Annotated in this window: 1 rRNA gene; it reads right to left on the bottom strand. The window is 53.8% G+C overall.

The features are described 5' to 3' along the window. Positions 1-336, bottom strand: a 23S ribosomal RNA gene (locus AC5RU7_RS21035); the annotation flags it as partial. Positions 337-729: the final 393 nt, after the last annotated feature.

The following is a 729-nucleotide window of genomic DNA, read 5'->3' as shown; positions in this document are numbered from 1 at the left end:
GGAAAGTCCCACAACCCCGACCATGCAACGCCCGCCGGCTATCACACATGGAACGGTTTAGCCTGATCCGCGTTCGCTCGCCACTACTAACGGAATCACTATTGTTTTCTCTTCCTGCGGGTACTGAGATGTTTCACTTCCCCGCGTTCCCTCCACGCACCCTATGTGTTCAGGTACGGGTCACCAAGTCACTCGCGCGCTTGGCGGGGTTTCCCCATTCGGACACCCTGGGATCACAGTCCGGTTATCGACTCCCCCAGGCTTATCGCAGATTCCTACGTCCTTCTTCGGCTCCTAATGCCAAGGCATCCACCGTGTGCTCTTAAAAACTTGACCACAAAAGATCAACAACAAAAACACTCGAGAGAACCACAAAACCAACCACACCCCATCAACCCCCGAAAGAGTCTCAAACAGGCGCGGCCAGATCCAGGTTCCAATTCTTGGAAATTGCTTTCCCACAAAAAACCCAAGGGTTCTTCATGGAAGATGCTCGCGTCCACTATGTAGTTCTCAAACAACAACCCCACACCACACACCCCACACGCACAGCCCCCACAAAAAGGGAACCAACAGCGCATGAAACGACATGGCAGGGAAACCAGAAACAAACAAACCCAGGAAACCACCACCCACAGCACAAACCATGACCGGCCATCCCCTGGTCCTGTTGCCTCAGGACCCAACAGTGTGCCAAACACTACCCGGCAGACCAGACCACACAACGTT

The organism is Arthrobacter sp. K410C (assembly GCF_059090105.1).
Note: the sequence above shows the minus strand (reverse complement) of the source record. Positions and strands in the feature narration are given on the sequence as shown.